The organism is Enterobacter sp. PL_is379, from assembly GCF_055817355.1.
Genome location: NZ_JBVPGT010000025.1, coordinates 181,996 through 207,971, shown reverse-complemented (window position 1 = coordinate 207,971; position 25,976 = coordinate 181,996). Strand labels below are relative to the sequence as shown.

General features: G+C 58.0%; 24 protein-coding genes and 1 other annotated feature. Of the genes, 18 read left to right on the top strand and 6 right to left on the bottom strand.

Going from position 1 to position 25,976, the window contains the following annotated elements:
• The first annotated feature begins 13 nt into the window (after positions 1-13).
• Positions 14-2,425, top strand: a complete 2,412-nt coding sequence (gene gyrB, locus AC0TOY_RS07685) for a DNA topoisomerase (ATP-hydrolyzing) subunit B (protein ID WP_208763370.1) — start codon at positions 14-16, stop codon at positions 2,423-2,425.
• Between the two features lie 34 nt (positions 2,426-2,459).
• Here gyrB and AC0TOY_RS07680 read toward each other — a convergent pair whose 3' ends face one another.
• Positions 2,460-3,395 carry a LysR family transcriptional regulator gene (locus tag AC0TOY_RS07680; RefSeq protein ID WP_290094215.1) on the bottom strand — a complete coding sequence of 312 codons (936 nt, stop codon included), beginning with the start codon at positions 3,393-3,395 and terminating at the stop codon, positions 2,460-2,462.
• A gap of 110 nt (positions 3,396-3,505) precedes the next feature.
• Between AC0TOY_RS07680 and AC0TOY_RS07675 the strand changes: the two genes are divergently transcribed.
• From AC0TOY_RS07675 to AC0TOY_RS07640, 8 genes are all read left to right on the top strand, one after another.
• On the top strand, positions 3,506-4,531 hold the full coding sequence (locus AC0TOY_RS07675) for a zinc-dependent alcohol dehydrogenase family protein (RefSeq protein ID WP_473721678.1): 1,026 nt from the start codon (positions 3,506-3,508) through the stop codon (positions 4,529-4,531).
• A gap of 114 nt (positions 4,532-4,645) precedes the next feature.
• Positions 4,646-5,458, top strand: a complete 813-nt coding sequence (gene yidA / locus AC0TOY_RS07670; RefSeq protein WP_032648569.1) for a sugar-phosphatase — start codon at positions 4,646-4,648, stop codon at positions 5,456-5,458.
• A gap of 226 nt (positions 5,459-5,684) precedes the next feature.
• Entirely contained in the window at positions 5,685-6,374 is a 690-nt protein-coding gene (gene dgoR, locus AC0TOY_RS07665) for a D-galactonate utilization transcriptional regulator DgoR (protein WP_003861109.1), read from the top strand.
• The gene (locus AC0TOY_RS07660; RefSeq protein WP_473721677.1) at positions 6,371-7,249 is read left to right on the top strand and encodes a 2-dehydro-3-deoxygalactonokinase; all 879 of its coding nucleotides are present in this window, start codon (positions 6,371-6,373) and stop codon (positions 7,247-7,249) included. The genes dgoR and AC0TOY_RS07660 overlap by 4 nt, the downstream gene beginning before the upstream one ends.
• A complete protein-coding gene (locus tag AC0TOY_RS07655; protein WP_032648565.1) occupies positions 7,233-7,850 on the top strand; it encodes a 2-dehydro-3-deoxy-6-phosphogalactonate aldolase in 618 nt (205 codons plus the stop codon). Before AC0TOY_RS07660 ends, AC0TOY_RS07655 begins: the two co-directional genes overlap by 17 nt.
• Entirely contained in the window at positions 7,847-8,995 is a 1,149-nt protein-coding gene (gene dgoD / locus AC0TOY_RS07650) for a galactonate dehydratase (RefSeq protein WP_473721676.1), read from the top strand. The genes AC0TOY_RS07655 and dgoD overlap by 4 nt, the downstream gene beginning before the upstream one ends.
• Before the next feature lie 74 nt (positions 8,996-9,069).
• Positions 9,070-10,407 (top strand): MFS transporter, encoded by a 1,338-nt coding sequence (locus tag AC0TOY_RS07645; RefSeq protein ID WP_080350511.1) that lies wholly within the window; start codon positions 9,070-9,072, stop codon positions 10,405-10,407.
• 51 nt (positions 10,408-10,458) lie between these two features.
• Positions 10,459-11,688, top strand: a complete 1,230-nt coding sequence (locus tag AC0TOY_RS07640; RefSeq protein WP_473721675.1) for a DUF3748 domain-containing protein — start codon at positions 10,459-10,461, stop codon at positions 11,686-11,688.
• Here AC0TOY_RS07640 and AC0TOY_RS07635 read toward each other — a convergent pair.
• Positions 11,685-12,017 (bottom strand): YceK/YidQ family lipoprotein, encoded by a 333-nt coding sequence (locus AC0TOY_RS07635; RefSeq protein ID WP_024907391.1) that lies wholly within the window; start codon positions 12,015-12,017, stop codon positions 11,685-11,687. The two genes, AC0TOY_RS07640 and AC0TOY_RS07635, sit on opposite strands and share 4 nt — an antisense overlap.
• A gap of 249 nt (positions 12,018-12,266) precedes the next feature.
• Positions 12,267-12,338 (top strand) — a sequence feature (ROSE (Repression Of Heat Shock gene Expression) occurs in the 5'-region of heat shock genes and acts as an RNA thermometer to modulate expression.).
• Between AC0TOY_RS07635 and ibpA the strand changes: the two genes are divergently transcribed.
• The 3 genes from ibpA to AC0TOY_RS07620 all read left to right on the top strand — a co-directional run bounded on the left by ibpA (position 12,332) and on the right by AC0TOY_RS07620 (position 15,134).
• Positions 12,332-12,742, top strand: coding sequence for a small heat shock chaperone IbpA (gene ibpA / locus AC0TOY_RS07630; RefSeq protein WP_008500162.1), 411 nt, complete (start codon positions 12,332-12,334; stop codon positions 12,740-12,742). It overlaps the preceding feature by 7 nt.
• A gap of 136 nt (positions 12,743-12,878) precedes the next feature.
• Positions 12,879-13,307, top strand: a complete 429-nt coding sequence (ibpB, locus tag AC0TOY_RS07625; protein WP_024907389.1) for a small heat shock chaperone IbpB — start codon at positions 12,879-12,881, stop codon at positions 13,305-13,307.
• A gap of 165 nt (positions 13,308-13,472) precedes the next feature.
• Positions 13,473-15,134 (top strand): putative transporter, encoded by a 1,662-nt coding sequence (locus AC0TOY_RS07620; protein WP_024907388.1) that lies wholly within the window; start codon positions 13,473-13,475, stop codon positions 15,132-15,134.
• Here AC0TOY_RS07620 and AC0TOY_RS07615 read toward each other — a convergent pair.
• Positions 15,102-15,848, bottom strand: a complete 747-nt coding sequence (locus tag AC0TOY_RS07615; protein ID WP_024907387.1) for a GntR family transcriptional regulator — start codon at positions 15,846-15,848, stop codon at positions 15,102-15,104. The genes AC0TOY_RS07620 and AC0TOY_RS07615 overlap by 33 nt on opposite strands.
• Before the next feature lie 221 nt (positions 15,849-16,069).
• Between AC0TOY_RS07615 and AC0TOY_RS07610 the strand changes: the two genes are divergently transcribed.
• From AC0TOY_RS07610 to AC0TOY_RS07595, 4 genes are all read left to right on the top strand, one after another.
• Positions 16,070-17,692 (top strand): alpha-glucoside-specific PTS transporter subunit IIBC, encoded by a 1,623-nt coding sequence (locus tag AC0TOY_RS07610; RefSeq protein ID WP_473721674.1) that lies wholly within the window; start codon positions 16,070-16,072, stop codon positions 17,690-17,692.
• Entirely contained in the window at positions 17,689-19,011 is a 1,323-nt protein-coding gene (locus AC0TOY_RS07605; protein WP_473721673.1) for a 6-phospho-alpha-glucosidase, read from the top strand. The genes AC0TOY_RS07610 and AC0TOY_RS07605 overlap by 4 nt, the downstream gene beginning before the upstream one ends.
• Before the next feature lie 92 nt (positions 19,012-19,103).
• Positions 19,104-19,451 carry a YidH family protein gene (locus tag AC0TOY_RS07600; RefSeq protein WP_024907384.1) on the top strand — a complete coding sequence of 116 codons (348 nt, stop codon included), beginning with the start codon at positions 19,104-19,106 and terminating at the stop codon, positions 19,449-19,451.
• Positions 19,441-19,788, top strand: a complete 348-nt coding sequence (locus tag AC0TOY_RS07595; RefSeq protein WP_473721672.1) for a DUF202 domain-containing protein — start codon at positions 19,441-19,443, stop codon at positions 19,786-19,788. Before AC0TOY_RS07600 ends, AC0TOY_RS07595 begins: the two co-directional genes overlap by 11 nt.
• Positions 19,789-19,870: 82 nt before the next feature.
• On the opposite strand, the gene dsdA is transcribed toward AC0TOY_RS07595, so the two are convergent.
• Both dsdA and dsdX read right to left on the bottom strand, forming a co-directional pair.
• Positions 19,871-21,157: a D-serine ammonia-lyase gene (gene dsdA, locus AC0TOY_RS07590; RefSeq protein ID WP_473721671.1), complete on the bottom strand. Its 1,287-nt coding sequence runs from the start codon at positions 21,155-21,157 to the stop codon at positions 19,871-19,873.
• 17 nt (positions 21,158-21,174) lie between these two features.
• Positions 21,175-22,512, bottom strand: coding sequence for a D-serine transporter DsdX (gene dsdX, locus AC0TOY_RS07585; protein ID WP_148769886.1), 1,338 nt, complete (start codon positions 22,510-22,512; stop codon positions 21,175-21,177).
• A 204-nt stretch (positions 22,513-22,716) separates the two neighbouring features.
• Here dsdX and dsdC point away from each other — a divergent pair, with 204 nt between their 5' ends.
• Positions 22,717-23,643 carry a DNA-binding transcriptional regulator DsdC gene (dsdC, locus tag AC0TOY_RS07580; protein ID WP_024907380.1) on the top strand — a complete coding sequence of 309 codons (927 nt, stop codon included), beginning with the start codon at positions 22,717-22,719 and terminating at the stop codon, positions 23,641-23,643.
• 84 nt (positions 23,644-23,727) lie between these two features.
• Positions 23,728-24,816, top strand: a complete 1,089-nt coding sequence (locus tag AC0TOY_RS07575) for a cellulase family glycosylhydrolase (protein ID WP_024907379.1) — start codon at positions 23,728-23,730, stop codon at positions 24,814-24,816.
• On the opposite strand, the gene emrD is transcribed toward AC0TOY_RS07575, so the two are convergent.
• Positions 24,719-25,903, bottom strand: a complete 1,185-nt coding sequence (gene emrD, locus AC0TOY_RS07570) for a multidrug efflux MFS transporter EmrD (RefSeq protein WP_061716278.1) — start codon at positions 25,901-25,903, stop codon at positions 24,719-24,721. The genes AC0TOY_RS07575 and emrD overlap by 98 nt on opposite strands.
• Positions 25,904-25,976: the final 73 nt, after the last annotated feature.

Sequence of the window (25,976 nt, the reverse complement as noted above, 5' to 3'; positions counted from 1 at the left end):
GCGAGAAACGTTGATGTCGAATTCTTATGACTCCTCCAGTATCAAAGTCCTGAAAGGGCTGGATGCGGTGCGTAAGCGCCCGGGTATGTATATCGGCGACACGGATGACGGCACCGGTCTGCACCACATGGTATTCGAGGTGGTAGATAACGCTATCGACGAAGCGCTCGCGGGTCACTGTAAAGACATCGTGGTCACCATCCATGCGGATAACTCCGTCTCCGTCACCGATGACGGTCGTGGCATCCCAACCGGTATTCACCCGGAAGAGGGCGTCTCTGCGGCGGAAGTGATCATGACCGTCCTGCACGCAGGCGGTAAGTTCGACGATAACTCCTATAAAGTTTCCGGCGGCCTGCACGGCGTAGGTGTTTCGGTAGTAAACGCCCTGTCGCAGAAGCTGGAGCTGGTTATCCAGCGCGAAGGCAAAATCCACCGTCAGCTCTATACGCACGGCGTGCCGCAGGCACCGCTGGCCGTTACAGGCGACACCGACAAAACCGGTACCATGGTGCGTTTCTGGCCGAGCCTCGAAACCTTCACCAACGTCACCGAGTTCGAGTACGACATCCTGGCGAAACGCCTGCGTGAACTGTCGTTCCTGAACTCCGGCGTCTCGATTCGCCTGCGCGACAAGCGTGACAACAAAGAAGACCACTTCCACTACGAAGGCGGTATCAAGGCGTTTGTTGAGTATCTGAACAAGAACAAAACGCCAATTCACCCGAATATCTTCTACTTCTCCACCGAAAAAGACGGTATCGGCGTGGAAGTGGCGCTGCAGTGGAACGACGGTTTCCAGGAAAACATCTACTGCTTCACCAACAACATTCCACAGCGTGACGGTGGTACTCACCTTGCAGGCTTCCGTGCGGCGATGACCCGTACCCTGAACGCTTACATGGACAAAGAAGGCTACAGCAAGAAAGCGAAAGTCAGCGCCACCGGTGACGATGCCCGTGAAGGCCTGATTGCCGTTGTCTCTGTGAAGGTGCCGGATCCGAAGTTCTCCTCACAGACCAAAGACAAGCTGGTCTCTTCTGAGGTGAAATCAGCGGTTGAGCAGCAGATGAATGAACTGCTGAGCGAATACCTGCTGGAAAACCCGTCCGACGCGAAAATCGTGGTGGGTAAAATTATCGATGCGGCGCGTGCCCGTGAAGCGGCGCGTAAAGCCCGTGAAATGACCCGTCGTAAAGGCGCGCTGGACTTAGCTGGCCTGCCGGGCAAGCTGGCTGACTGCCAGGAACGCGACCCGGCGCTGTCCGAACTGTACCTCGTGGAAGGGGACTCCGCGGGCGGCTCTGCGAAGCAGGGCCGTAACCGTAAGAACCAGGCTATCCTGCCGCTGAAGGGTAAAATCCTCAACGTTGAGAAAGCCCGCTTCGACAAGATGCTCTCTTCTCAGGAAGTGGCGACGCTCATCACCGCGCTGGGCTGCGGCATCGGCCGTGACGAGTACAACCCGGACAAACTGCGCTATCACAGCATCATCATCATGACCGATGCGGACGTCGACGGCTCGCACATTCGTACGCTGCTGTTGACCTTCTTCTATCGTCAGATGCCTGAAATCGTTGAACGTGGCCACGTCTATATTGCCCAGCCGCCGCTGTACAAAGTGAAGAAAGGCAAGCAGGAACAGTACATCAAAGATGACGAAGCGATGGATCAGTACCAAATCGCGATCGCACTTGATGGTGCAACCCTGCACGCGAACTCGCACGCTCCTGCACTGGCCGGTGAGCCGCTGGAGCGTCTGGTGTCCGAGTTCAACGCCACGCAGAAAATGATTACGCGTATGGAACGCCGTTATCCGAAAACGCTGCTGAAGGAGCTGGTTTATCAGCCAACCCTGACCGAAGCCGATCTGAGCGACGAGCAGACCGTCACCCGCTGGGTGAACGCCCTGGTGACCGATCTGAACGAGAAAGAGCAGCACGGCAGCCAGTGGAAATGCGATGTTCAGCAGAACGCCGATAAGCAGTTCGAGCCTATTATTCGCGTGCGCACCCACGGCGTTGATACCGACTACCCGCTGGAGCACGAGTTTGTCACCGGTCCGGAATACCGTCGTATCTGCACGCTCGGCGAGACGCTGCGCGGCCTGATCGAAGACGATGCGTTCATCGAACGTGGCGAACGTCGTCAGCCGGTAGCCAGCTTCGAGCAGGCGCTGGACTGGCTGGTGAAAGAGTCCCGTCGTGGCCTCGCGATCCAGCGCTATAAAGGTCTGGGCGAAATGAACCCGGAGCAGCTGTGGGAAACCACCATGGATCCGGAAAGCCGCCGCATGCTGCGCGTTACCGTTAAAGACGCGATTGCTGCAGACCAGCTGTTCACGACCCTGATGGGTGATGCGGTTGAACCACGTCGTGCCTTCATCGAAGAGAACGCCCTGAAAGCGGCAAATATCGATATTTAATCGGTTTGAAACCGCACGATAACTGGCCGCGCTTTTAGCGCGGCTTTTTTATGGGCGCAGGCATATCCAGCGACATTGCGGACGGTAAACGGCTCGCCAGCGTATCTATCGCAATTCTGACCCTCAGCGGCAGGTGCGGCGTCTGCTGCCACACCGCATGAACGTCGAAATGCACATCCGGTGCCTGCTTCAGGAGCGGGACGAGTTTACCCTTGTGAATATCTTTAACGACCATCCAGCAGGGCAGCCATGCAATGCCGTGTCCGGCCAGCGCAGCGTCGCAGATCGCCTGCAAATCATCCATATTAAGTGATGACCGGGGAGTAAAGGTGTGCGACGTTCCTTCGTTATCCATCAGCTGCCAGGACAGCACTCTGCCTGCGCGCAGATAGTTAATCGCCGTATGCTGGGGTAAATCAGCCACGCTTTGCGGTTGGCCTTTCTTCTGCAGATAATCCGGCGCGGCGCATAGCACCATGCGGTGTTCTCCCAGCCTTCTGGCGACCAGCACGCTGCTGTCCTGAAGCGTGCCGTTACGCACCGCCATATCAAACCCTTCCTCGACGAGATCCACCACCCGGTCACTGAATGACATTTCCAGTTCAAGCCCGGGGTGTTCCTGCGCCAGCGCTATCAGCAGCGGGGCGACGCACTGGCGACCAAACAGCACCGGCATGGCAACGCGCAGGCGGCCACTGACCTGCTGTTTCCCTGTTTCAAGCAGCGATTCCGCGCCCCGAATCTCCTCCAGCGCGCGCAGGCAGCGTTCATAAAAAAGAGCGCCGTTATCGGTCAGCCTCTGGCTACGGGTGGTGCGGTGAAAAAGACGTACCCCCAGCCGCTCTTCAAGGCGAGCGATGCTTTTCCCTACCGCCGAGCGTGACAAATGCAGGCGAATTGCGGCCTGAGCGAAACTTCCCGCCTCAACGGCGGCCACAAAAACAGGAATATCCTTCAGCGTATCGGTCATGGATTGTATCGATTATGGCGTCAATAAAGAGAAAACTTATCGCCACTGGTGACCTTAAGTCAACGGTAGACTGTCAGGACTAAAGCTCATCTGATGGCAGGAGAAATAAAATGACAGAGACAATGCAACGCTGGTCCATGGACGCCCTCGGGCGCGAGAACCTCAAGCTGACTCAGGCACCCGTTCCACAGCCCGGCCCGGGTGAAGTGCGCGTACGGGTGAAGGCCGTTGCGCTCAACTATCGCGATAAAATGGTTGTTGAAGGCACAATGCCAATCCCACTTTCCTTCCCGTTTACCCCGGCGTCTGACATGGCGGGCGTCGTAGACAGCGTGGGTGAAGGCGTCACGCGCTTCCAGCCCGGCGCTCGCGTTATCTCAACCTTCTTCCCGGAGTGGATCGACGGTAAACCGCAGGCGGACGCGCGCAATTTGCCCTATAAAACGTCCGGTGGATACTTCCAGGGGATGCTGGCCGAGTATGTGATTGTGAAGGAAGACGCGCTGGTGGCCTCCCCGGAGACCCTGGATGACGCCGAGGCCAGTACCTTACCCTGCGCAGGGCTTACCGCCTGGTTTGCGCTGGTGGAACGCGGACAGCTGCGCGCCGGGCAATCGGTGCTGGTGCAGGGCACGGGCGGGGTGGCGATTTTCGCCCTGCAAATTGCAAAAGCGCACGGTGCAGAGGTATTTGTCACGTCCGGGAGCGATGAAAAGCTGGCGCTGGCCAAAAAACTGGGGGCCAGCCAGGGCATCAACCGCCTGAAAGGCGACTGGGCTGAAAATACGCTGGCGCTCACGCAGGATCGCGGCATCGACCATATTATTGAAACCGTGGGGGGCGAGAACCTGAAGCACTCCCTGCGCGCCGTTGCCGTTCATGGACGTATCTCGGTCATTGGCGTGCTGGCCGGGTCTGACATTTCGCTCTCGGCTGGCGAACTGTTGCTGAAATCTCCCGTCATTCAGGGGATCGGCGTGGGGCACCGCCGGGCGCTGGAAGATTTCGTCCGCGCTGTTGATGTCACCGGCCTGAAACCCATGATTGAGCATCGCTACCGTTTTAACGAGCTTGAACAGGCTCTTGAGCATCTGGATCGCGGTGCGTTTGGTAAAATCGTTCTCACTCGCGAGTAGGTCTTTATTCCCCGGGAGAAGCGTAAAAGGGGGCTTTTGTTGCGCAATATAGCTCTATTTTTGTGTGCTTAATCGCGTTAGCATGAGGCAGCACTCATTTATCCCGGGGAACTCATGGCTATCAAACTTATTGCAATCGATATGGACGGCACGCTGTTGCTGCCAGACCACACTATTTCTCCAGCCGTTAAGAACGCGATCGCCGCGGCACGCGCAAAGGGCGTGAATGTGGTCCTGACCACGGGGCGTCCGTATGCGGGCGTGCACAGTTACCTGAAAGAGCTGCACATGAATCAGCCTGGCGACTACTGCATCACCTATAACGGCGCGCTGGTGCAGAAAGCCGCGGATGGCAGTACGGTTGCGCAAACCGCGCTGAGCTACGATGACTACCGGTTCCTGGAAAAACTGTCCCGGGAAGTGGGATCCCACTTCCACGCCCTCGATCGCAATACGCTTTACACCGCCAACCGTGATATCAGCTACTACACGGTGCATGAATCCTACGTTGCGACCATTCCGCTGGTGTTCTGTGAAGCGGAGAAAATGGACCCTGCCACCCAGTTCCTGAAAGTGATGATGATCGACGAGCCGGAGATCCTGGATAAAGCGATTGCACGCATTCCGGCCGAGGTGAAAGAGAAATACACCGTGCTGAAAAGTGCGCCGTACTTCCTCGAAATCCTTGATAAACGCGTCAATAAAGGCACCGGTGTGAAATCGCTCGCTGATGCGCTGGGGATTAAACAGGAAGAGATCATGGCGCTGGGCGACCAGGAAAACGACATCGCGATGATTGAATTCGCGGGCATGGGCGTGGCGATGGATAACGCCATTCCGTCGGTGAAAGAAGTGGCCAACTTCGTGACCAAATCCAACCTGGAAGACGGCGTTGCCTACGCGATCGAGAAGTTTGTGCTGCAGTAACGCTTATTTCTAATCATCGGCCTCGGTTATCAACCGGGGCTTTTTTTTGCGCTGAATTTATCGAATTGTTCTTTTTGTGATCTTGATTGTAGTACAACATTTATTGATTGTACTACATTGTCACCACAGCAAAGTCGAACGCCCTCACGTTTGTACTGCAAAAGTGAGGTGAAATTCAGCGGTCGCGGTAAAGTAGTGATGGACATACAGAGCACAAGGACTCTCCATGACTCTCAATAAAACCGATCGCATCGTCATTACGCTGGGCACCCAGATTGTGGGTGGCAAATACGTTCCCGGTTCGCCGCTGCCTGCAGAGGCCGAACTGTGTGAGGAGTTTGAAACCTCGCGCAACATCATCCGGGAAGTCTTCCGCTCGCTGATGGCGAAGCGGCTGATTGAAATGAAGCGCTATCGCGGCGCGTTTGTTGCCCCGCGCAACCAGTGGAACTACCTCGATACTGACGTACTGCAGTGGGTGCTGGAAAACGATTACGACCCGCGGCTTATCGGCGCGATGAGCGAAGTCCGAAACCTGGTGGAACCGGCTATCGCCCGCTGGGCGGCGGAGCGCGCAACCTCCGGCGATTTGGCGCAGATTGAGTCGGCTTTAAACGACATGATCGCCAATAACCAGAACCGGGAGGCGTTTAACGAGGCGGATATTCGCTACCACGAAGCGGTGCTGCAGTCGGTGCATAACCCGGTATTACAGCAGCTTAGCGTGGCGATCAGCTCGCTACAGCGAGCAGTATTTGAACGTACCTGGATGGGCGATGAGGCCAACATGCCGAAAACGCTCCAGGAACATAAAGCGCTGTTCGATGCGATACGGCATCAGGACGGCGATGCGGCAGAGCAGGCGGCGCTTACCATGATTGCCAGCTCGACACGAAGGCTGAAGGAAATCACATGACATCTCGCTACATCGCAATTGACTGGGGATCGACCAATCTGCGCGCCTGGCTGTACCAGGGCGAACAGTGCCTGGAGAGCAGGCAATCAGAAGCAGGCGTGACGCGCCTGAACGGTAAATCCCCCGAGGCGGTGTTAGCAGAGGTCACACAAAACTGGCGCGACAGCGCCACGCCGGTGGTCATGGCGGGAATGGTCGGCAGCAACGTTGGCTGGAAGATGGCGCCTTATCTACCGGTTCCTGCCCATTTCTCCGCGATTGGCGAGCAGTTAACGTCCGTTGGCGACAATATCTGGATAATTCCCGGTTTGTGCATCTCTCGCGGCGATAACCACAACGTGATGCGCGGCGAAGAGACGCAGCTGCTTGGCGCGCGCACGCTTTCTCCTTCTTCTGTCTACGTCATGCCCGGAACGCACTGCAAGTGGGTCCAGGCCGACGCTGAGCAAATCCACGATTTTCGCACCGTGATGACCGGCGAGCTGCACCATTTGCTGCTCAATCATTCACTGGTGGGAGCCGGTTTGCCGGAGCAGGAAGCCTCGTCAGAGGCGTTTGCTGCCGGGCTTGAACGTGGGATCGCTTCTCCTGATGTTTTGCCGCAGCTTTTTGAGGTTCGCGCCTCGCACGTGCTGGGAAATCTCCCGCGCGAGCTGGTCAGCGAATTTCTCTCCGGCCTGCTGATTGGCGCAGAGGTCGCCAGCATGCGTGATTTCGTCGCGCACGAGCAGGCCATCACCCTTGTCGCTGGCACATCGCTAACGTCGCGCTATGAGCAGGCGTTTCGCGCCGTTGGACGTAACGTTTCAACGGTATCCGGCGACACGGCATTTCAGGCAGGAATAAGGAGCATCGCTCATGCAGTGGCAAACTGATCTTCCCCTTATCGCGATTTTGCGCGGCATCACGCCCGACGAGGCGTTAGCCCACGTCGGCGCGGTTATCGACGCCGGGTTCGACGCGGTGGAAATCCCGCTTAACTCTCCGGAGTGGGAAAAAAGCATTCCGGCCGTGGTGGAGGCCTTCGGCGATAGGGCGCTGATTGGCGCAGGCACCGTGTTACGGCCTGAGCAGGTAGATCGGCTGGCAAAGATGGGCTGTAAGCTTATCGTCACGCCCAACATTCAGCCTGAGGTGATCCGCCGCGCGGTGGGTTACGGCATGACCGTCTGCCCTGGATGCGCCACCGCCACGGAAGCCTTTACTGCTCTGGACGCGGGCGCACAGTCGCTCAAAATTTTCCCGTCATCAGCTTTTGGACCGGACTACATCAAAGCGCTGAAAGCGGTATTACCTGCCAGCGTGCCGGTCTTTGCTGTGGGCGGCGTAACGCCAGAAAACCTGGGCCAGTGGATGAGCGCGGGCTGTGTGGGCGCGGGGCTGGGCAGCGATCTGTATCGCGCCGGTCAGTCCGTGGAACGTACCGCACAGCAGGCGGCAGCATTTGTGAAAGCGTATCGAGAGGCAGTGAAATGAAAATAACCAAACTCACCACGTACCGTTTACCCCCGCGCTGGATGTTCCTGAAAATCGAAACCGATGAAGGGGTCGTGGGCTGGGGCGAACCGGTAATTGAAGGACGTGCGCGCACCGTAGAAGCGGCGGTGCACGAGCTGGGGGAATACCTGATTGGCCAGGATCCGGCTCGCATCAACGACCTGTGGCAGGTGATGTACCGCGCGGGCTTCTACCGCGGGGGGCCGATCCTGATGAGCGCCATCGCCGGTATCGACCAGGCGCTGTGGGATATCAAAGGCAAAGTGCTGAACGCGCCGGTCTGGCAGCTGATGGGCGGCCTGGTGCGCGACAAAATTAAAGCCTACAGCTGGGTCGGCGGCGACCGTCCTGCGGAAGTGATCGATGGCATTACGCAGCTGCGCAACATCGGTTTTGACACCTTCAAACTCAACGGCTGCGAAGAGATGGGCGTTATCGACAACTCGCGCGCGGTGGATCGCGCGGTGAATACTGTCGCGCAAATCCGTGAAGCCTTCGGCAACGAGATCGAATTTGGCCTGGACTTTCATGGCCGCGTTAGCGCGCCGATGGCCAAAGTACTGATCAAAGAGCTGGAGCCGTATCGTCCGCTGTTTATCGAAGAGCCGGTACTGGCCGAACAGGCCGAGTACTATCCGAAACTGGCTGAACAGACGCACATTCCCATCGCGGCGGGTGAACGCATGTTCTCGCGCTTCGAGTTTAAACGCGTGCTGGAAGCGAGCGGCATTGCCATCCTGCAGCCGGACCTCTCTCACGCGGGCGGCATCACCGAATGCTACAAAATTGCCGGGATGGCCGAAGCCTACGATGTGGCGCTGGCGCCGCACTGCCCGCTCGGACCGATCGCGCTGGCGGCCTGTCTGCATGTCGACTTTGTCTCCCGCAACGCGGTGTTCCAGGAACAGAGCATGGGGATTCACTATAACAAGGGCGCGGAACTGCTCGATTTTGTGAAAAATAAAGAAGACTTCAGCATGGAAGGCGGTTTCTTTAAACCGTTAACGAAGCCGGGCCTTGGCGTAGAGATTGACGAAGCCAAAGTCATTGAGCTAAGTAAACAAGCGCCGGACTGGCGTAATCCACTGTGGCGTCATGAAGACGGTTCCGTAGCCGAGTGGTAAATCGCCGGTAAGCGCAGCGCCATCGGCCAAAAAAACGTACCTACAAAAATATAACCCTCTGTAAATTACAGGGCATGGTGAGCGGCTTCGCTATGCCCAAAATCTGGAGACAGATTGCGATGGATATTCCAGTTACCGCTACAAAAACCGGGCGTCGCCGCTACCTGACGCTGATTATGATCTTTATTACCGTGGTCATTTGCTATGTCGACCGCGCCAACCTTGCCGTGGCATCGGCCCATATTCAGGAAGAGTTTGGCATCACCAAAGCGGAAATGGGTTACGTCTTCTCGGCGTTTGCCTGGCTGTATACGCTCTGCCAGATCCCCGGCGGCTGGTTCCTTGACCGCGTGGGTTCACGTCTGACCTACTTTATCGCCATTTTCGGCTGGTCCGTGGCGACCCTTTTCCAGGGCTTCGCGACCGGGCTGATGTCGCTGATTGGCCTGCGTGCCATTACCGGAGTTTTCGAAGCGCCCGCGTTTCCGACCAATAACCGCATGGTGACCAGCTGGTTCCCGGAACATGAACGCGCTTCCGCCGTTGGCTTTTACACCTCCGGGCAGTTTGTCGGCCTGGCGTTCCTGACGCCGCTGCTGATTTGGATTCAGGAGCTGTTGAGCTGGCACTGGGTGTTCATCGTCACAGGGGGGATTGGCATTATCTGGTCGCTGATCTGGTTCAAGGTCTACCAGCCGCCGCGTCTGACCAAAAGCATCACCAAAGCCGAGCTGGACTACATCCGCGACGGCGGTGGCCTGGTGGACGGTGATGCGCCGGTGAAAAAAGAGGCGCGCCAGCCGCTGACCAAAGCGGACTGGAAGCTGGTCTTCCACCGTAAGCTGGTGGGCGTTTATCTGGGCCAGTTCGCGGTGACCTCCACGCTGTGGTTCTTCCTGACCTGGTTCCCGAACTATCTGACCCAGGAAAAGGGCATCACGGCACTAAAGGCGGGCTTTATGACCACCGTGCCGTTCCTCGCGGCGTTTTTCGGCGTACTGCTCTCCGGCTGGCTGGCCGATAAGCTGGTGAAAAAAGGCTATTCGCTGGGTGTGGCGCGTAAAACGCCGATTATCTGCGGCTTGCTGATCTCCACCTGCATCATGGGCGCCAACTACACCAACGATCCGGTGTGGATTATGGCCCTGATGGCGGTGGCGTTCTTCGGTAACGGTTTCGCCTCTATCACCTGGTCGCTGGTGTCGTCTCTCGCGCCGATGCGGCTGATTGGCCTGACCGGCGGCGTGTTCAACTTTGTCGGCGGGCTTGGCGGGATCACCGTACCGCTGGTCATCGGCTACCTGGCGCAGGACTACGGCTTCGGCCCGGCGCTGGTGTACATCTCCGCCGTGGCGCTGATCGGTGCGCTCTCCTACATCCTGCTGGTGGGTGATGTGAAACGAGTAGGCTAATCCCTGCGGATGTTTTACCCTGATGCACTCACCGTGCATCAGGGTATCCTCATGAAACAAATCACCTTCGCTTCCCGCAACCACCAGCTGACCAACATCAATACCTGGACGCCGGACAGCCAGTGGCTGGTCTATGACGTGCGCCCTTCCGGTGCATCGTTCACCGGTGAAACCATTGAGCGGGTCAATGTCGCTACGGGTGAGGTGGAGGTGATCTATCGTGCAACTGACGGCGCGCACGTCGGCGTGGTGACCGTTCATCCCGCGCAGGAGAAATACGTCTTTATCCACGGCCCGAGAAACCCGGATGCAGACTGGCACTACGATTTTCATCATCGTCAGGGGGTGATCGCGCAAAACGGTCAGGTGAGCAACCTGGACGCGATGGATATCACTTCGCCGTACACCCCGGGCGCGCTGCGCGGCGGCAGCCACGTCCATGTCTTCAGCCCGAACGGCCAGCTCGTCAGCTTTACCTATAACGACCACGTGCTGCACGTGCGCGATCCTAAACGTGATTTACGCAACGTCGGGGTGGCTGCGCCTTACGGCCCGGTGAACCCGCAGGGGAATCATCCCCGTGAATATTCGGGAACCTTCTGGAGCGTGCTGGTCAGCCGCACGACGCCCAACCCGCAGCCGGGCAGCGACGAGATTAACCGCGCCTATGAAGAGGGCTGGGTGGGCAACACCAGGCTGGCGTTTATCGGCGATACCCTCTCTGCGCAGGGCGAAAAAGTCCCGGAACTGTTTATCGTCGACCTGCCGGAAGACGAGCAGGGCTGGAAGCGTGCGGGCGATGCGCCGCTGCAGGGCACGGCAGAGACCCTGCCGGCCCCGCCTGCCGGGGTAATGCAGCGTCGTCTGACCTTTACGCATCAGAGGGCCTATCCGGGCCTGGTGAACGTGCCGCGCCACTGGGTTCGCAGCAACCCGCAGGGGACGCAGATCGCGTTTCTGATGCGCGACGATAACGGCATTGTGCAGCTGTGGCTGATCTCGCCTGAGGGCGGCGAGCCGCGCCAGCTGACGCGTAACGGGAGCGGTATTCAGTCTGCGTTTAACTGGCATCCGGCGGGTGACCGACTGGGGTTTGTGCTCGAAAACCGGATCGCCTGCTGCGACGCGCAGACCGGAGAGGTGACGTTTTTGACGTCCGATCACGGCAATCCGCCGTCTGCTGATGCCGTCGTGTTTTCCCCGGACGGGCGCTTTATTGCGTGGATGGAAGAGACAGGGGGTTTCCGTCAACTTTGGTTAACGGAAACCGCGCAGAACTAGCGTGGAGGCATCTCTGCGGGCGGGATAACGGCGTTTGTTGCCAGATTCTCCTGCTCGCTTTTTTCTACCCGTGAGCGCACGGAGTTGTCCTTACGAAACATATCCCACGGCAGCAAAAGCGTATCCGCCACAGCCGTAAACGGCATATCCAGGATAACCAGGGATTTGGTGCCCCAGTTTGTATCGTCATCGGAGATCATCGCCGCGCTGGCGCGCGTCCCCGGATATGTTCCTTCTTTACCGCCGGTGTGAGACATTACGCTCGAACACCCGCAAAGTAAAACTACCCCGCTGAACGTCGTCAGCTTTATCAGAACATTTTTCATCATCACTCAGTCATCGTTAATGGCACTGCATAGACCTGCAACTCAGGGTTATAACGAGCCTTAACCAAAATGGATAGCCCGATAACCCCGCACTGTGGCAGCCATCGCAATTTAACCCTTTGTGCTGTTGTCCCAGTCTAAGCGAGATGCAGGAAAGTGCAAAAAAAAGTGCAGTCGTCGCGCTTGAAAAGCCCGGTTGTAGACCCATTTTAAGAATACGACCCGATAACGAACTCGCCTGATGGGTGTTCGGGGGGCGCAAAGGCCTGTCCATGGTGGAAGGCTACATTTTCTCGCTGATTTCAGGAGTTTTATTTATGCGTAACTTCGATCTTTCTCCGCTATACCGTTCTGCAATTGGTTTTGACCGCCTGTTTAACCATTTAGAAAATAACCAAAGCCAGAGCAACGGCTACCCTCCATACAATGTTGAGCTGGTTGACGAAAACCACTACCGCATTGCCATTGCCGTCGCCGGTTTTGCAGAAAACGAACTGGAGATCACCGCGCAGGACAACCTGCTGGTGGTGAAAGGTTCCCATACGGCCGAGCAGAAAGAGCGTACTTACCTTTACCAGGGCATCGCCGAGCGCAACTTTGAACGCAAGTTCCAGTTAGCCGAGAACATTCACGTTAAAGGCGCGAACCTGGTCAACGGCCTGCTGTTTATTGAACTGGAACGTGTGATTCCGGAAGAGAAAAAACCGCGTCGTATCGAAATTAACTAATTATGCGGGTCGCGCGAGCGGCCCACCCAGAATTGCTTGCCGTAACGGGAGCATATGCGAATCCATCAGGATTTGCAGGAACAACTGCGCACAAAATTAAACTGTGCCGAACTCGCTTCTCAGAAGGAGATTTAGTATGCGTAACTACGATTTATCCCCCCTGCTGCGTCAGTGGATTGGTTTTGACAAACTGGCTAATGCCCTGCAAAACACCGCTGAGCAACAGACGTTTCCGCCGTACAACATCGAAAAAAGCGACGATAACCACTATCGCATCACCCTGGCGCTGGCCGGCTTCCGTCAGGAGGATCTGGATATCCAGCTTGAAGGCACGCGTCTGACCGTGAAAGGTACGCCGGAGAAACAAGAGACCGAGACCAAATGGTTGCATCAGGGGCTGGTTAATCAGCCGTTTAGCCTGAGCTTTACCCTGGCAGACCATATGGAGGTGTCCGGCGCCACGTTTACCAACGGGCTGCTGCATATTGACCTGACCCGCAACGTGCCGGAAACCATTCCGCCGCAGCGTATCGCCATTAGCGACCGGCCGGCGTTAAACAGTTAACAGTGTGCGGGCTGGTGCCCTCACCCCGGCCCTCTCCCACAGGGAGAGGGTGAAAAGATAAAGCCCTGCCCCGTCAGGGCTTTTTTGTGCGCCATCGCCCATACAACCGCCCACGGCTCTGAGAGAATCCTTAGCATAACTAAGGTTATGCCAAGGAAGTGGATCATGAGTGATATCGCGTTAACCGTCAGCGTGTTGGCCCTGGTCGCTGTTGTTGGCCTGTGGATAGGGAATATCAAAATCCGCGGCGTCGGGTTTGGGATAGGCGGGGTGCTGTTTGGCGGCATTTTTGTCGGCCACTTTGCAGACCAGCTCGGGCTGGTCCTCAGCGCCGAGATGCTCCACTTTACTCAGGAGTTCGGCCTGATCCTCTTCGTCTATACCATCGGGATTCAGGTGGGGCCGGGGTTTTTCGCCTCACTTCGGGTTTCCGGATTGCGGCTCAACCTGTTTGCCCTCGGCATTGTGGTGATGGGCGGGCTGGTCACCGCCATTCTGCATAAAATCTTTGCTATCCCGCTGCCCGTGGTGCTGGGCATTTTCTCCGGAGCGGTCACCAACACGCCCGCGCTCGGTGCCGGACAGCAAATCCTGCGCGATTTGGGCATCGAACCCGGCATCGTCGACCAGATGGGGATGAGCTACGCCATGGCCTATCCGTTTGGCATTTGCGGCATTCTGCTCTCCATGTGGCTGGTCCGCGTCCTGTTTCGCATTAACGTTGATAAAGAGGCGAAAGACCACGAAACCACGCTCACCAACGGCCATATGCCGATTAAAACCATCAACATTCGGGTTGATAACCCCAACCTGAACAATATGGCGATTCAGGACGTACCGATCCTGAACAGCGCCAATATCATCTGCTCGCGCCTTAAGCGCGACGATATGCTGATGGTGCCCGCGCCTGGCACCATCATTCAGCAGGGCGATCTGCTGCATCTGGTCGGCCAGCCCGGCGATTTAAACAACGCGCGGCTGGTGATTGGTCAGGAAGTGGATACCTCTCTCTCAACCCGTGGCACCGATATGCGCGTGGAACGCGTTGTGGTGACTAACGAGCATGTTCTTGGCAAAAAAATACGCGATCTGCAGGTAAAAGAACGCTATGACGTGGTGATCTCCCGCCTCAACCGTGCGGGCGTTGAACTGGTCGCCAGCCCGGAGGCCAGCCTGCAGTTCGGGGATATCCTCAACCTGGTTGGGCGACCGTCGTCCATCGACGCCGTGGCGGATATGGTGGGTAACGCCCAGCAAAAACTGCAGCAGGTGCAGATGCTGCCGGTGTTCATCGGTATCGGGCTTGGCGTACTCCTTGGCTCGATCCCGCTGTACGTGCCGGGCTTCCCGGTGGCGCTCAAGCTGGGCCTGGCGGGCGGGCCGCTGATTATGGCGCTGATCCTCGGGCGTATCGGCTGCATCGGTAAGCTCTACTGGTTTATGCCGCCGAGCGCCAACCTGGCGCTGCGCGAGCTGGGCATCGTGCTGTTCCTGGCGGTGGTCGGGCTGAAGTCCGGCGGGGATTTTGTCGATACGCTGATCAAGGGCGAAGGGATGAGCTGGGTCGGCTACGGCATCTTTATCACGGCTATTCCTCTGCTGACGGTGGGCATACTGGCGCGGATGTTCGCCAAAATGAACTACCTGACGCTGTGCGGCATGCTGGCGGGCTCCATGACCGATCCGCCCGCGCTGGCCTTTGCCAACAACCTGCACGCCACCAGCGGCGCGGCCGCGCTCTCCTATGCCACCGTCTACCCGCTGGTGATGTTCCTGCGCATCATTACGCCGCAGCTACTGGCGGTGCTGTTCTGGGGGATGGGCTAGCAGGTCGTCCGGGTGGATGCGCCGCAGATGGTAGTCCACCTGGTAATCGCTGGTATTTCGGAACATCACGGAATAATTGAGAAACTCGCCGCTGTCGCTGTAGGAAAGGGACGTAATGCGCAGCAGCGGCGTCTGTTCCGGGAGGTTCATATAGCCGGCCAGCGTTTTATCTGCCAGCACCGGCGTCAGGCTCTCGTAGTTCCCGCTGATGGTGATCCCGCACTCCTTCTCGATGTAATCAAACTTAGACCCCTCAAGATGCGCCAGCGACAGATTGCGGAACAGCTTCACCGGCATAAAGCTGTCCTCCAGCATCAGCGGCTTCCCGTCCACGTAGCGCACCCGTCGGGAAAAGTAGATCCGCTCATCCACCTGAATCCGCAGCTGGCTGGCGATGGCGGGTGGGGCGGGCATCACTTCGAACTGCAGCACCTTGCTCTGCACCTCTTTTCCCTGCTGGCGCAGCACCTCCACCAGCCCGGTCAGGTTGGTGGTTTCGTGGTGAACGTCTTTACGCGACACAAACGTGCCGCTGCCGTGCCGCCGCTCAACCAGCCCCCAGCTCACCAGCAGATCCAGCGCCTTGCGGATGGTCATTCGCGCCACACCGAACTCCTGCGCCAGCGCTTTTTCGCCGGGCAGCGGGCTGCCGATGTTGTAGTCCGACGAATTCAGCCGCAGCCGCAATCTGTCGGCAATAGATTTGTAGATCACCAGTAGACCTCTCTGCCCTTATCAGGGCGTGGATGGCGTCCTGACATGTCCATATTTACCGCAAAAAGTAGACCTGATTGGTCAAAATAAAACCATGAATGCGATCACGAATCGCAGCGGCACGCCATGTTCGCGCATCAGTAAGTTCTTATGCTCACCTCAGGCCAGCAAAAAATCATAAAGGCCTCTACCCCTACAGGTTGTTTCATGAGGATTTAAAAATGCTCAGTCAAATACAACGTTTTGGCGGTGCCATGTTTACCCCGGTGTTGCTGTTTCCGTTCGCCGGGATCGTGGTGGGAATCGCCATCATGCTTCGCAACCCGTTGTTTGTCGGCGAAGCCTTAACCGCCCCCGATCATCTTTTCGCGCAGATTGTTCACATCATTGAAGAGGGCGGCTGGGCGGTGTTTCGCAATATGCCGCTGATTTTTGCCGTCGGCCTGCCGATTGGCCTGGCGAAGCAGGCCCAGGGCCGCGCCTGTCTGGCGGTGCTGATTAGCTTCCTGACCTGGAACTACTTCATCAACGCGATGGGGATGACCTGGGGCCACTTCTTCGGCGTCGACTTCTCCGCCGAACCGACGGCGGGAAGCGGGCTGGCGATGATTGCCGGCATCAAAACGCTCGATACCAGCATCATCGGCGCTATCGTGATTTCAGGCATCGTCACCGCCATCCACAACCGCTATTTTGACAAGCCGCTGCCGGTATTTCTGGGGATTTTCCAGGGCAGCTCGTTTGTCGTTATCCTCGCATTCTTCGTCATGATCCCCTGCGCCTGGCTGACGCTGCTGGGCTGGCCGAAAGTGCAGATGGGCATTGAGTCCCTACAGGCGTTCCTGCGCTCTGCCGGGGCGCTGGGCGTGTGGGTCTATACCTTCCTGGAACGCATTCTGATCCCAACCGGATTGCACCACTTCGTCTACGGTCCGTTTATCTTCGGCCCGGCGGCGGTTGAGGGGGGGATTCAGGTCTACTGGGCGCAGCACCTGCAGGAATTCAGTCAGAGCACCCTGCCGCTGAAAACTCTCTTCCCGGAAGGCGGCTTCGCCCTGCACGGTAACTCAAAAGTGTTTGGTTCGGTCGGGATTGCGCTGGCGATCTGGTACACCGCGTCGCCGGAAAACCGCGTCAAGGTCGTGGGGCTGCTGGTCCCGGCCACGCTTACCGCGGTGCTGGTGGGCATTACCGAACCGCTCGAATTCACCTTCCTGTTTATCTCGCCGCTGCTGTTTGCCGTTCACGCCGTGCTGGCGGCGACCATGGCGACGGTGATGTACACCTTTGGCGTGGTCGGGAACATGGGGGGCGGCCTGCTGGACCAGTTTCTGCCGCAAAACTGGATCCCGATGTTCCATAACCACGCCGCGACGGTCTTCACCCAGATCGGCATTGGCGTCTGCTTCACCGGAATTTACTTCGTGGTCTTCAAAACGCTGATTGCACGTCTGAACCTGAAAACCCCGGGCCGGGAGGAGAGCGAAATCAAGCTCTACAGCAAGGCCGACTATAAGGCGGCGCGTGGGCAAACTACAGCTCCGGCTGCGGCCAGCCAGCAGGTCGGGCAGGCCGCCGGATTCCTGCAGGCGCTGGGCGGTGCGGCCAACATCGAAAGCATCAACAACTGCGCCACCCGCCTGCGCATCGCCCTGGTCGATATGGCGAAAACGCAAAGCGATGACGTCTTCAAAGCCCTCGGCGCCCACGGCGTGGTGCGACGCGGCAACGGCATTCAGGTGATTGTCGGCCTGCACGTTCCTCAGGTGCGCGACCAGCTGGAATCGCTGATGAAAACCCCCTTAACGAATGAACAAACCACCCTGACAGAGGCTATATCATGAAAAAATTCTCAGTTGTCATTGCAGGCGGCGGCAGCACCTTTACGCCTGGTATCGTCCTGATGCTGTTAGCCAACCGTGACCGTTTCCCGCTGCGCGCCCTGAAGTTCTATGACAACGACGGCGCGCGTCAGGAGACCATCGCTGAAGCGTGCAAAATTATCCTTAAGGAACAGGCTCCGGAGATTGAGTTCAGCTACACCACCGACCCGAAAGCAGCCTTTAGCGATGTCGATTTCGTGATGGCACATATCCGCGTGGGTAAATACCCGATGCGCGAAAAAGATGAAAAAATCCCGCTGCGCCACGGCGTGCTGGGTCAGGAAACCTGCGGCCCGGGTGGGATTTCCTACGGCATGCGCTCTATCGGCGGCGTGCTGGAGCTGGTGGATTATATGGAGCAGTACTCTCCGAACGCGTGGATGCTGAACTACTCCAACCCGGCGGCGATTGTCGCGGAAGCCACGCGGCGCCTGCGTCCGAACGCCAAAATCCTCAACATCTGCGATATGCCGATCGGGATCGAAGGGCGCATGGCGCAGATCGTCGGCCTGAAGGACCGCAAAGAGATGCGCGTGCGCTACTACGGCCTGAACCACTTCGGCTGGTGGACGTCGATTGAAGATCTGAACGGCAACGATTTGATGCCGAAACTGCGCGAATACGTGGCGAAAAAGGGCTATGTTCCGCCTTCAGAAGATGCGCATACCGAAGCGAGCTGGAACGATACGTTCGCTAAAGCAAAAGACGTGCAGGCGCTGGATCCGGACACCATGCCGAACACCTACCTGAAGTATTACCTGTTCCCGGACTACGTGGTCGCGCATTCCAACCCGGAACGCACCCGCGCCAATGAGGTCATGGATCACCGTGAGAAGCACGTGTTCAGTTCCTGCCGGGCGATTATCGAGGCGGGAAAATCCTCTGCCGGTGAATTGGAAATCGACGAACATGCGTCGTACATTGTCGATCTGGCGACCGCCATTGCCTTTAACACCCAGGAGCGGATGCTGCTGATTGTGCCAAACAACGGGGCCATCCATAACTTTGATGCCGACGCGATGGTGGAGATCCCGTGCCTGGTGGGCCATAACGGGCCGGAGCCGCTCACGGTGGGCGATATTCCGCACTTCCAGAAAGGGCTGATGAGCCAGCAGGTGGCGGTGGAAAAACTGGTGGTGGATGCCTGGGAGCAGCGCTCGTACCAGAAACTCTGGCAGGCGATCACCCTGTCGAAAACCGTGCCGAGCGCGTCCGTCGCGAAGGCGATTCTGGATGACCTGATCGAGGCCAACAAGGATTACTGGCCAGAGCTGCACTGATCGTCCTGACCGGCATCGCCCGATGCCGGTCTCCTTGTCCTTGTCGATTTACGCTATGCTGAAGCCTGCCCGTAGCACGACAAGGAACCTTCATGAAAATTTCCCGCCTCGGCGAAGCGCCGGACTACCGCTTCTCGCTGGCTAATGAACGCACGTTTTTAGCGTGGATCCGCACCGCGCTGGGATTCCTTGCCGCCGGGGTGGGGCTCGATCAGCTCGCGCCCGATTTCGCCACGCCGCTGATCCGCGAGGTGCTGGCGCTGCTGCTGTGCCTGTTCGCGGGCGTGCTGGCGATTTACGGCTACCTGCGCTGGCTGCGCAATGAGAAGGCGATGCGTCTGAAGCAGGATCTGCCCTATACCCGCGGGCTGCTTATCATCAGCGCGATTCTGCTGGCGGTGGCGGGCGTAGTGATGGTGCTGGTGTTCTATGGCGGATAGCCGCAAAGCGCGACGCGAAGCGGACCCCGGCCTGCAGCCGGAGCGGACGTCACTCGCCTGGCTGCGCACGCTTCTGGGGTATGGCGCGCTGATTGCCCTCGCGATTAAGCACAACTGGCACCGCACCGGGGTGCCGTTCTGGATCTCGCTTGTCGTGCTGGCGCTGGTGGCGATTATTTTATGGCGCTATACCCGCAGTCGAAACCTGATGGACGTGGCGCAGAACGATTTTGTGCAGCCGAAGGCGGTGAGGGATAAGTTCCTGATCGCCCTGGCCGTGCTGTCTCTGTCTTTACTCTTCGCAGTGACTCACATTCAGCAAATTGTGAGCTTATAAGCCCGGTGGCGGCTACGCCTTACCGGGCCTACAACTGCCGCGAACCGTAGGCCGGGTAAGGCGCAGCCGCCACCCGGCATAATTACTTCCCTTTCGCCAGATACTTCGCCATCTCGTCTTCCGGCACCATGCCGCCGCCGGTCGCCCACACCAGGTGGGTAACGCTGGCATCTGAAGGCACGCGCAGCGGTCCGGCCATGCCCGCCAGCGCGGACGGTTCCAGCCGAATGCCTTCCTCCTGCGCCAGCCAGCCGAGCATGTCGTACATGCTTTGATCGGAAAGCGTATAGAACCCGTCAAGCAGGCGCTCCATGGCGCGGCCCACGAAGCCAGACGCGCGTCCTACCGCCAGCCCGTCCGCTGCCGTTACGTTATCAATGCCCAGGTCCTGTACGGCAATCTCGTCGTGCAGGCCGGTGTAGACGCCCAGCAGCATGCACGGGGAGTGCGTGGGCTCCGCGAAGAAGCAGTGGACGTTGTCACCAAAGGCCAGCTTCAGGCCAAACGCCACGCCGCCAGGGCCGCCGCCGACGCCGCACGGCAGATAGACGAACAGCGGATGATCCGCATCCACCACGCGGCCCTGTGCGGCAAACTGCGCCTTTAGCCGCTCGCCTGCCACCGCGTAGCCCAGGAACAGGGTGCGGGAGTTTTCATCGTCAATGAAGAAACAGTTAGGATCGCTTTCTGCCGCCTTGCGTCCCTGCTCCACCGCCACGCCGTAATCCTGCTCATATTCCACGACGATCACGCCGTGGCTGCGTAGTTTGGCTTTCTTCCACTCGCGGGCGTCGGCAGACATATGCACCGTCACCTTAAAGCCGATGCGGGCGCTCATAATGCCGATGGACATCCCGAGGTTGCCGGTTGAGCCGACCGCAATGCTGTACTGGCTGAAGAAGTCCTTAAAGCGCGGCTCCAGCAGAACGCTGTAGTCGTCTTCAACGCTCAGCAATCCGGCCTCCAGCGCCAGTTTTTCCGCGTGGGTCAGCACCTCATAGATACCGCCGCGCGCTTTAATCGAGCCGGAAATCGGTAGATGGCTGTCTTTTTTTAGCAGCAGCGTGCCGGGAACGGATTTGCCAGACTCTTTCTCCAGCCGCGCCTGCATTGCCGGAATGGCGACCAGCTCGGATTCGATAATTCCGCCCGTTGCCGCCGTCTCCGGGAAGGCTTTCGCCAGATACGGCGCGAAGCGTTTCAGGCGAGCGTGCGCGTCGTCCACATCGGCTTTGGTCAGCCCGACATAGGGCAGCCCTTCCGCCAGCGTGGTGGTACGCGGGTTAAGCCAGGTGGTTTCTTTCAGGGCAATCAGATCCTCAACCAGAGGAAACTGTGCGGTTAAAGTAGTGATAGTTGCGTTTTCCATAATACGTCTCTTCGCGCTCAGATAATGAAGGAAAGCAGGAATGTGCCGCCAAGTGCAAGCACCGAGGCGATAAACGTCGCCGTCGTATAGTATTTGAAGGTCTCATTCAGGGTCGCGCCGCAGTACTGCTTCACCAGCCAGAAGAGGGAATCGGTCACGATCGTGCAGCCAATGGCGCCGGAACCGATGGCAATGGTGATGATCTCCGGGCTGACGTTCGGGTAGAGCGGCAGCATCGGCGCGACGATCGCCGTCGCCCCCATCATCGCCACCGTCGCGGAGCCAACGGCGGCATGCAGCACCAGCGCCACCAGCCAGGCGAGCAGGATAGGGTGCATGTGCAGGTTCGAGAGAATATGCGCCAGTGAGTCCGCCAGTCCGCTGGTTTTCAGGATGGCGTTGAACGCGCCGCCCGCGCCGATAATCAGCAAAATGTTGGCGATAGAGCCGAAGCCGTGCTCGGTGTGCGTCAGCATCGCGCCCATGCCCATGTGCTGGCGGATCCCCAGCAGGTAATAAGCGACAAACACGGCGATAAACATGGCGGTGATCGGGTTGCCGATAAACTCCAGCAGCGTATACAGCGTGCCTTCTTTTGCCATATTCAGTTCGGCGATGGTCTTCACCAGCATCAGGGCAATCGGCAGCAGCACCGTGAACAGCGTGGCGCCCAGCGACGGCAGGGTGTGCTCTTCCCGTACCTTCAGGTCTGAAAATTCTGCCGGAACCGGTTTAAACGGCAGACGATTGCCGAGCAGTTTCAGGAACAGCGGGCCGCCGACCAGCGAGGCCATCAGGCCTACCATCAAACCGTAGACAATGACCGTCCCGACGTCCGCACCTAATTTATTGGTCACAAACAGGGCAGCAGGATGCGGCGGCACCACGCAGTGCACCGCCATCAGCGCGGTACAGAGCGGAATAGCCAGCTTGAGCAGCGACGTGTGGGTCTTTTTGGCGATGGAAAACGCCAGCGGGATGAGCAGGACCACGCCCACTTCCACGAACAGCGTGATACCGCAGATCAGGCCCACCAGCACCATAATCACGTCTGCTGACAGCCAGCGGCAGCGCTGCAGTGCGATCCCGATGCGCTCGGCCGCGCCGGAGACTTCCATCATCTTGCCGAGAATGGTGCCCAGACCGATCACCGCCGCCAGGAAGCCCAGCGTGCCGCCAATCCCGCTCTCAATGGCGTTCACCATATCCAGCGGGCTCATCCCCATCATCGCGCCGACGAAAAAGCTCGCCAACAGCAGCGCGAGGAACGGGTGAAACTTCAGTTTTACGATGGTTAAAACAATCAACACAATGCTGACCAGCAGCGTTGCCACAACCCAGACCTGAGATCCCATATCTCACCTCACCCTTATGTCATCTGAGGGTATTGGACGAAAAATCGGCGTGGGCTGACAAACGATATAAATTGGCGTTCAGATGAGCCAGATTGGATCAACTGAGTGACTGCGCTCTAAAAAGCGCACTTAATTCGTATTAGGTTCACATAAATTCACCCTTAAACGGTATGCTGAGCGCAGAAACCACGCGTGAGAATTGTGATGACCGATGCAAATGAAGCCAGAAACCGGCTGTTAAACGGCTGGCAGCTGTCGAAAATGTACACTTTTGAAGTGGCCGCCCGGCATGAGTCCTTCGCTCTGGCGGCGGAGGAACTGTCGCTTAGCCCCAGCGCGGTGAGCCACCGCATCAACCTGCTGGAAGAAGAGTTGGGCATTCAGCTGTTCGTCCGCTCGCACCGTAAAGTTGAGCTGACGCAGGAGGGAAAGCGCGTCTACTGGACGCTAAAATCATCCCTCGACACCCTGAATCAGGAGATCCTGGATATCAAAAACCAGGCGCTCTCCGGCACGCTGACGGTCTACTCCCGGCCGTCGATCGCCCAGTGCTGGCTGGTACCCATGCTGGGTGATTTTACCCGCCGCTATCCATCGATTTCGCTCACCATCCTGACCGGCAATGATTACGTCAATATGCAGCGAACGGGTATCGATCTGGCGCTTTATTTCGACGATACGCCGCCTAACCACCTTTCTCATCACTTCCTGATGGACGAGGAAATTTTGCCCGTCTGTTCACCACAATATGCCCGTGAGCATGAACTGTTGAAAAACCCCGATAACCTCAGCCACTGCACGCTGCTGCATGACCGTCAGGCCTGGAGCAATGATTCCGGTACGGATGAGTGGCTGAGCTGGGCGCAGCACTTTGCGGTGAACATGCCGCCATCGTCTGGTATTGGTTTCGATCGTTCTGATTTGGCGATTATTGCGGCCATCAACCACGTCGGCGTCGCGATGGGGAGAAAGCGGCTTGTGCAGAAACGGCTGGAACGAGGCGAGCTGATCGCCCCGTTTGGCGAAAAGACCCTGAAATGCCATCAGCACTACTATATTTCGACGCTTTCTGGCCGTCAGTGGCCGAAAATTGACGCCTTTATCGGCTGGCTGAGAGAACTGGCAGGTTGAAGAATTATTACGCTTTCGCTCTACACCAAATATGAAAAAGCGTGCTAAATACAGGTAATGCTTTCGATTTATCCAGGGTAAACCGTGTTAAAGCCTTTTATTGTCTCTGCATTACTGATCTCTTCCGGCTGGGCGATTGCCGCTGAGCCGCCGCTGACGGCTGCCCATTATGCGCAGCAGCTTGGCGTCGGGATGGATGTGGACTGGGCGCGAACCGAGCGCGGCATACGCGAATTCGACCCGCTGGTGGTCCGCGATTTTCGTGCAAAAGGCATTACTCACGTGCGCATCCGCGTGGCCGATGAGCCGACGGAAGCGCGGCTGATTCACCTGCGCAAGCTGGTGGAAGCCTGCGAGCAGTATGGCGTGATCCCGATAATCGCTTATCAGGCTGATGAATATAAAAACGACCCAAAAGCCGATAACGAAATAGAGACGATCAACTGGTGGATTGCCGTTGCGCACTATTTCGGTCAGAGCTACCCGCTGCTGGGTTTTGATCTCATTTATGAGCCAGCCGACAAGCTTAACCACAACCTCGCGTCGCTAAACCGCGTGTATGAAAAAACCATTAAAGCGATCCACGACATGGACCCGCAGCGCATGATCTTTATTGCGCCGCGCCTGCGTGCCGCGCCGGAGGATTTATCCAGCCTGAAGCTGCCTGCGCACAGCCAGAACTACCTGCTGGCGGAGTGGCATATTTTCCCGTGGGGGCCGCTGAAAAATAGCGGTAAATACCCGTGGACGTCCGGCACGGCGGCGGAGAAAGCGGCTATCCATAACCGCATCAACGCCGCGCTGCACTGGCAGCAAAAAACCGGGCACGTTAGCTGGGTCGGGGGCTGGGGCGTGGGAGAATCAAGCCGCTTTACGCCAACCGCTTCGCAGCTGGCCTTCGCCACCTTTATGGCCTGCGAGCTGCAAAAGGCGAAAATCCCGTATGCGCTTAACGCGGATTTCCAGTTTTACGACGGAGAAGAGGGCGCCTGGCGGCCAGCGCCAGAGCCGTTATTGCAGGCGATGATCGCCCCTGTCTGTGAAAAGCCCGGCGAGAAGCCGGGCCATCATGCGGTTAAACCGGCTGCTCGTGATGCGGGACACGCGACGCCAGCGGCAGCCAGCACAGTAAAATCAGCAGCCCCATCAGCGTCATCAGCAGGCCCAAACTAGCCTGCCCGGTCTGCGGCATCATCGCCGAGAGCCAGGCCAGCGCGCCGGAGCCGATATTCTGCAAGCCGCCCACCAGTGCGCCAGCCGTACCTGCAAGGAATGGGAACGGCTCCATCGCGCCGCTGGTGGCGAGCGGGAACAGCATCCCCGCGCCGAAGAAGAACAGCGCTGCCGGGATGAGCAGCGTCCAGACCGACATCACGTCAAACAGCCCCGGGATCCACATCATCAGACCCGCCAGCAGACAGCTGATCACCGACTGCCACATCAGGGTGGAGAAGCGCTTGTTTGGTCGCCCGGCAAACCACGCGCCGAAGAACGCCGCCGGGATCGGCAGAATAAACAGAATACTCACCACCATGCTGCTCAGGCCCAGCCCCGCGCCCAGCAGCACGCCGGAGCAGGCTTCGAACACCGCAATGCCCGCCAGGCCGCCGATCAGCATCAGCAGATAGCAGGTAAACGCGCCGTTGCCGAACAGCGTTTTATAGCTGGTGATAAGCTTCGTGCGCGGCGCGTCCTGCGGGCGCGTTTCTGGCATCCAGCGCGCCATGCTGAAGGTGACAATCACGCAGAGCACCAGCAGGAAGGCGTAGCAGGCGCGCCAGGACCACACCGTGTCCAGCAGGCCGCCGATCAGCGGGGCCAGCAGCGGGCTGACCAGAATACCCATGTTCAACAGGCTGTTGGCATGACGAAGCTGGGTGCCCTGATACATATCGCGCGGTAAGGTACGCGCCATTACCCCGCCGACGCCGGTCCCGACGCCCTGCAGGGCGCTGGCGGCAATCAATACGGTCAGGCTGTGGGTGGTAATGGCAATTACCGTCGCCACCATGAAAATGCTCATGCCCACCAGGATCACCGGGCGACGCCCGACGCGGTCGGACAGCGGGCCATAGAAGAGCTGCGAAACGCCATAGGTCAGCAGGTAGGCTGCCATTACGCTCTGTACCGCGCCCTCGCGGACGTTTAATTCCTTTGCCATGTCGGCAATCGCCGGAATGTAGATGGTTTGCGCCATCTGACCGACGGCCACCAGTAACACCAGCATCAACAATAAGTTAACGTTCCGTTGCTTTTTCATGTCGCTGAATACTTTTGCCAAAAGAGAAAAATGAAGAATAAGTGACTGCGCATTCCCATAAATGCGCGAGGAA